7 protein-coding genes and 1 pseudogene are annotated in these 6,409 nt (G+C 33.7%); 7 read left to right on the top strand and 1 reads right to left on the bottom strand.

The window, feature by feature from the left end; genetic code table 11:
* Positions 1–752: pseudogene (locus ACEN25_RS06145) on the bottom strand (transposase); the annotation flags it as partial.
* Between the two features lie 225 nt (positions 753–977).
* Between ACEN25_RS06145 and ACEN25_RS06140 the strand changes: the two are divergent.
* From ACEN25_RS06140 to ACEN25_RS06110, 7 genes are all read left to right on the top strand, one after another.
* Positions 978–1,478: a hypothetical protein gene (locus ACEN25_RS06140; protein ID WP_441802144.1), complete on the top strand. Its 501-nt coding sequence runs from the start codon at positions 978–980 to the stop codon at positions 1,476–1,478.
* Positions 1,479–1,667: 189 nt separating this feature from the next.
* A complete protein-coding gene (locus tag ACEN25_RS06135) occupies positions 1,668–2,045 on the top strand; it encodes a transposase (protein ID WP_441802152.1) in 378 nt (125 codons plus the stop codon).
* Positions 2,046–2,110: 65 nt separating this feature from the next.
* Positions 2,111–3,424 carry an amidohydrolase family protein gene (locus tag ACEN25_RS06130; RefSeq protein ID WP_441802143.1) on the top strand — a complete coding sequence of 438 codons (1,314 nt, stop codon included), beginning with the start codon at positions 2,111–2,113 and terminating at the stop codon, positions 3,422–3,424.
* Between the two features lie 394 nt (positions 3,425–3,818).
* Positions 3,819–4,382: a TetR/AcrR family transcriptional regulator gene (locus ACEN25_RS06125; protein WP_441802142.1), complete on the top strand. Its 564-nt coding sequence runs from the start codon at positions 3,819–3,821 to the stop codon at positions 4,380–4,382.
* A 62-nt stretch (positions 4,383–4,444) separates the two neighbouring features.
* Complete coding sequence (locus ACEN25_RS06120; RefSeq protein ID WP_441802141.1) at positions 4,445–4,993, top strand: carboxymuconolactone decarboxylase family protein; 549 nt, start codon at positions 4,445–4,447, stop codon at positions 4,991–4,993.
* A 238-nt stretch (positions 4,994–5,231) separates the two neighbouring features.
* Positions 5,232–5,540: an EthD family reductase gene (locus ACEN25_RS06115; protein WP_441802140.1), complete on the top strand. Its 309-nt coding sequence runs from the start codon at positions 5,232–5,234 to the stop codon at positions 5,538–5,540.
* Between the two features lie 29 nt (positions 5,541–5,569).
* Entirely contained in the window at positions 5,570–6,382 is an 813-nt protein-coding gene (locus ACEN25_RS06110; protein WP_441802139.1) for a DUF6503 family protein, read from the top strand.
* Positions 6,383–6,409: the final 27 nt, after the last annotated feature.

The following is a 6,409-nucleotide window of genomic DNA, read 5'->3' as shown; positions in this document are numbered from 1 at the left end:
CACTGATGCGTGCATCATGATCGATAAGACTATAATGCGTTTTATTGCTAGTGTATTTACTTCCCTTATTTCCTGCTTCCGGACGCTGATCCTGATCTTTACTCCAACGCTTGTTGCGGGTGTTAATAGCCTGTAGTTCCTGCTCGTTGGCAGTTATGCCGCGCTGGTTTTTATCTGATTTATCGCCTTTACTCTTACGAAACGGCTGCTCTTTGTCCATCGTACTGATGTGACGAACCCTGCGCAGATGAGATTCTAATTCTTCCTCAGGCACTTTAAGTTCCAGAGTGTCCATCGAAGCGTTGGCTTTTACAGGAGCGCTGTCAATAGCCTGGGTATGGCCAATGACCATCCCAGCTTCTACACAAAGGCTGAATACTTTTGTGAAAACCGATTCAAAGACATCTTCAGGAAACAACTGCCGCGTTCGACTGATGGTGGAATGCCAGGGCAATTCTTCATCAATATCATAACCGATGAAATACAAAATATCCAGACGCATACTGCAATGCTCTATTAACTTCCGGTCGCTAATGATGTTTTCTAAATAGCCCCACTAAGCAGAGCTTAAAAAACACAACAGGATCTATACTCTTTTGACCACTGCTGCCGTAAAAGTCACGGGTAAGTTCATAGAGAAAATCCAGGTTCAGCGCATTCTTTAAACGCCGGTAGAAATTTGTGGAGGGTATGCGCTCACTCAACCGAAAACTGTTGAACAACTGCTCCTGATATACTTTTTTTCCTTGCATACCATGAAATTACAACACTTCTCTAAATTAATTATAAACCCTATGTTAGCTTTTTGCTAACTTGTGCAACAGGCACACCGTGTAAAAATAATTGCTTGGTTCTCGCATACTTGGAAAATCCTACGGATTTTCCTCTGGTTCGTTCCATTTTTACTAAGTTAGTTGCTTAAACACGCAACTATCCTTACACATCAACGTTGTAGCACATACTGACAAACATTGCGAATGAAACAACCTTACGAAGGAATTTTTATTGTTTTTATCTTACCTCTAATTGTATATCTGAATTATTTAGCCGTAAGAAGGTTCTATTATTATTTTAAAGGTTATTCAAAAGAGATTTCTGATTTTCTTAAAGAGAACGGATTGACTTTAATCGAAGTGAAAAAACCTAAAACGGAAGATTGGAAAATAAGCCCTTTTGAAACTAAAGACAGTAGTATTTTTGAATTTGCTTTACCTTTTTCAATGAGAACACATTACTTCTTTATTGTTGAGGATAAAAAAAATATGGTCCAAGAATACTGGATAAGGAATCGGACTCCTCTTTTTGGGAAAAGAAAAACGGAATTTAAAATAGCGAAGGTGAAAAGACCAATAGCTGAATATATTAACCATTCAAATAATGATTTTATATATTCTAAAACAGATTCTTGTCCAGCCTGTTCTGCAAAAATTGGAATTGAAGAAAAAGAATGTCCAGATTGTGGATTAGTAATTGGATAAGAAATACGTGCTACAACAATGGTAACCGTTGCACAAGCCTTTAATTCTTAGAAAACCTCACGTATTTAAACCGCTTTTAGGCGGTTTTCTAGTTTTATATCGTTTGTAAATTAGCAGAATGAAGTTTCTTTAAAATGTACGTATATTCCTGATTTAACGTCATCGTGAACTTTAAAAACAAGCCTCTGCATAGATGCCCTGCAAATGGCCTTAAAACAACGAAAATATCCCAACCAAAAGCTCATTCATCACTCCGACCGCGGTCTGCAATACTGTAATCCTACCTATACCAACTTCGCGGAGAGAAACGGGATCAACATCAGTATGACACAACTATACTACCCCTATGAGAATGCAGTAGCCGAACGAATAAACGGAATATTAAAACAGGTATTTGGATTGGGTAAAACAATGGTGAGTCTAAAACAGGCTCAGAAAATGGTTGAAAAAGCAATCAAAATCTACAGCTCTAAACGAATGCACTACGCCTGGAATTTAAAACTCCAAACCTCGATCACTCAAATCAAAATCATAATTACAGACAATACAGAAAAATACCGATATTAGCAATAAAAAATACAATATAATAAACCAAAAATACTCAACCTATTTCAGTACAAGACGGAATGATTATGAATAAAAGAATATTAATTTGTTTAGCTCTAGTATATCAATTTTATTTTGCCTGGGGACAAGATATTAATTTAGCAATAACAAATTGCAATATTATCCCGATGAATTCCGAAAGGGTTCTAAAAAATAAAACCATTTTAATTTCAGGAGATAAAATCCACTCGATTGTAAATAGTGCTAATTGGAAAAACAGCAATAACATTAAAACTATAGATGCTACAAATAAATTCGTTATTCCTGCTTTAGTTGATATGCACATACATTCAAACACCTATATTGATAATTTTTCAATGCCAATGTTTTTAAAGTACGGAATTACTACTGTACGTGTAATGGCAGGAAATGAATACATATTAAATAAAAGAGATAGCGTAAACGATAACCTTTTACCCAATTATCCTGATATATTTGTTGCTTCTGAACTAATTGATGGCGACCCTCCTTCATTTGGAAATGACCATTTAGGACCAATCGTCACAGATGCTAGCGATATACAAGAAAAGATTGATGAGCAAATGCAAAATGGGTACGATTTTATTAAAATGTATAGCAGACTTAATAAAGATGTTTTTATAACAGGATTAAAGTATTGCAAGACCCAAAAAATCAAGTCTACACACCATATGCCTACCTCTATTGACAAAGAAGATTACTTTACCAAATTCACTGGAGAGATACAGCATTTAAGTGGTTATGCACGATTCTCTACTAAATATGATACATTACCCAAAAGCGTTTTGCTAAAAAATTACGATGTTCCGTTTGATCAAATTTCTGCGCAGGATATTGATGAAAAAAAATTAGATAAAGCTATTAATAAAACTATAAAATATAATATATGGAATTGTCCCACTCTTGTTCTCTTTTACAATCAAACAGATACACTATATTGTAAATCAATACTTGAAAACAAAATTGGTGAAGGTTTAAATGAATTATTAGGCTGGTGGGAAAGCGTAGGTTATGGAGGTTCAGAAGAAATAGAAAATTATAATGATTTTCAAGTGCAAACCGTCAATCTATTGAATAAAAAGGGAGCTTTACTACTTGCAGGAACTGATTTTCCCAACCCTTGGCTTGTCCCAGGATTATCTTTGCACCAGGAACTAGAACGGTTTGTAGCTGCTGGATTAAGTAATTTCGAAGCATTAAAAACGGCAACTATAAATCCTGCAAAATGGTTTGGAAAAAATTATAGTAAAGGCACTATTGAAAAAAACAAACAAGCAGACTTGTTAATTTTAGAAGACAATCCACTTATTGATATAAAAAATACCACAAAAATCTATAAGGTTATTTATAAAGGAAAATAAGACTACAGCTAAACCGGTAACCGCTGCCTAAGCTTGTAAAACGTAAAATCAGGAACCTAGATAAGCCATTCTAAGCGGTTTCAATTTTCAAATTCTTCGGAAATAATGTAAATAAATGGATTAGAACTCCTGGTAATTTTGATGCTTATATAGATTTTGACAAAATTCTAAGAGACCCCGACGAACCTAAAAAGATATTAAAAAACTATACTGAAGACTGGTTACACCCCAATAATGAAGGATATGTCTTATTGGGGAAATCTGTTGATCTAAATCATTTCTCGATGATGGAAAACTAAGTTTCTTCCAATAATTCAATTCAAAAAAATTAAATTGGTGTTAAAGATTCTTGTCAAAACTAAACGAATGGTTAGTTTTACAATGTATTTAAAAAATGGCTCGTAAAAAACAATACATAGAAGAAGAAGTGATCACCAAAGCAATGAATTTGTTTTGGCGTAAAGGCTATGAAAATACGTCTATGCAAATGCTTGAGAAAGAAATGGGCATTAATAAATTTTCTATCTATTCAAGCTTTGGAAGCAAACACGGTCTTTTTTTAGAAAGTTTAAAATGTTACAAATCTAGAGTGGCAGCGATGTTTGAGAAGTTTAAAAATGCCACACAAGGTGTTGATGATATCAAACAGTTTTTTTATGATTCTGTTGAAATAAGCTCTGAGAAGGAAGCTGAAAAAGGTTGTTTACTTACTAATACCTATAATGAATTCTCAGAAATTGATGACCCAATAGTAAATGATTTAATGAGTACGTTTATGAATTCACTTAAAGATCTTTTCATTGAAAAATTGAAAATAAGTGGTTACACAAATGAAGATGAACTGCTAAAATTGGCAAACTATCTGGTCCTCGCAAAACATGGTCTTGCTGCCGCCTCACGTGTAAACACAGATAAAGAAATTAAAGATTATATAGAAATGACGTTTAAAAACATCTAAACGTTTTTTTTACACTAAAACTAAACGAACGTTTAGATATTAATTAATTAAAATTGAATACAATGACAACTTTAAAAATTCACGATTTAGAAACTGCTCCCGAAGCAAGCAAACCTTTTTTAGAACAATCACAAAAAACCAATGGTATGATTCCCGGTTTACACGGTGTTTTAGCCGGTGCTCCAGGATTATTAGAAGGATATCAGAATTTACATAAACTATTTATGGATTCTTCTTTTGATAAAGACGAACTAACAGTCGTATGGCAGACCATTAATGTAGAGCACGAGTGCCACTACTGCGTTCCTGCGCATACAGCGATTGCTAATATGATGAAAGTAGATAATAGCATTACAGAATCTTTACGTAATGAGACTCCGTTAGAAAATTCAAAATTAGAAGCATTACGTACGTTTACATTATCTATGGTTCGTAATCGGGGTAATGTTTCACAACAAGATCTTCAAGCATTTTACGACGCGGGTTATGGTGAACGACAGGTACTTGAAGTAATCCTGGGTTTATCTCAAAAGGTAATAAGCAATTATACAAATCACATTGCAAATACTCCGATAGATGCTCCTTTTGAAAAATTTACCTGGAAAAAATAAAGCGTATCACTAAGCCCTATTTTTTAGATGCTAATGACTTTCTGTTTTAGTGTAGAAAGTCATTCGGATTGTTCTTAAAATACGATAATTCAAAATTTAAGGGTTTAAAACTGCTTGTAAAAACTAGAATAGATCTCTGGCCTGAGTGATTTCAACAGCTAAAAAAATTAAAAATAAATACGGTGATCGTATAGTGATATATAAAACGATTACCGCTGATTAACCTAAAACTTAGAAAATGATAAAATTAACGGTAATGTATCCTAATAGTGCAGATTTAAAGTTTGATAAAGATTATTACATAAATCAGCACAGTAATTTAATAGCAGAACTTATAGGTGAAGTAATAGTTGCTTCAGATGTAAATTTTGGTATTGCCGGTGCGACTCCAGATTTACCAGCGCCATATGTACTAATCGCAAATGTTACTTTTGAATCTATGGAAAGTTTTCAGCAATCATTTGGCGACAATGCTGAAACAATTTTAGCAGATCTTCCAAATTTTACTAATGCTAAACCACAAGTGCAATTAAGTGAAATTGCATAATTAAATTCCTAATCAAAACCAGTTAGTATATGAAAATTAAATTTCTATCAGGGATTCTAACGCTGCTATTCATCTCTTGTGGCTTTAACGGAAAAGAAAAAGAAGTAAAAGTAGTAAAACCAGAATTTCAGAATAAAGGTCACGAGTTGGTCTATAATATGGTTCAGAAAGTTGGCAGTTACGATTTGCTAAAAACTAAAAAAGATGTTGTATATACATATACCTATCAGACGCCAGACGGTAAAGCAGATATTTCTACTGAAAAATATGTTTTTGATGGGGAGTATTCTTATGGAGCGTATATGCAACACGAGAGAACCCTTCCCGAATTAGACGGATTAATTGAACAAGGTTATGATGGCTCTAATTTCTGGCTTAGGCATAATGGCGAATATGTAGAGAGTGAAGATCAACTGCAACGGGTAAAATTTAATAGACCAACTAATTTTTATTGGTTTACCATGATGCAAAAATTACTCGACGATGGTATAAACTATGAGTATTTGGGCGAAAAGACAGTAAATAATAAAGCTTATGATATTGTCAAAATTAGCTTCGATTTTGCTAAAAGTAAGCCTACCGATATTTACCAGGTTTATATCAATAAAGAAACGGGATTAATAGATCAGTTTTTATTTACTGTAGTTGATTTTGGTGTGATTGAAACACCCTATCTAATGCTGCTTGAGTATGAGAATATAGACGGAATTTTAATTCCTGTTAATCGCAAGTACAAGCAATCTACCTGGGATGCTGCAGTTACTAACGATCCCTGGATTACCGTAACTTGGACTGATATTAAATTTAACAACGACTTAAAGCCAGAATTGTTTAAAAAATAGAACCGCTAAACCTTGTTTGAATATTTA

This window comes from Leeuwenhoekiella sp. W20_SRS_FM14, assembly GCF_052119605.1.
GTDB lineage: Bacteria > Bacteroidota > Bacteroidia > Flavobacteriales > Flavobacteriaceae > Leeuwenhoekiella.
Note: the sequence above shows the minus strand (reverse complement) of the source record. Positions and strands in the feature narration are given on the sequence as shown.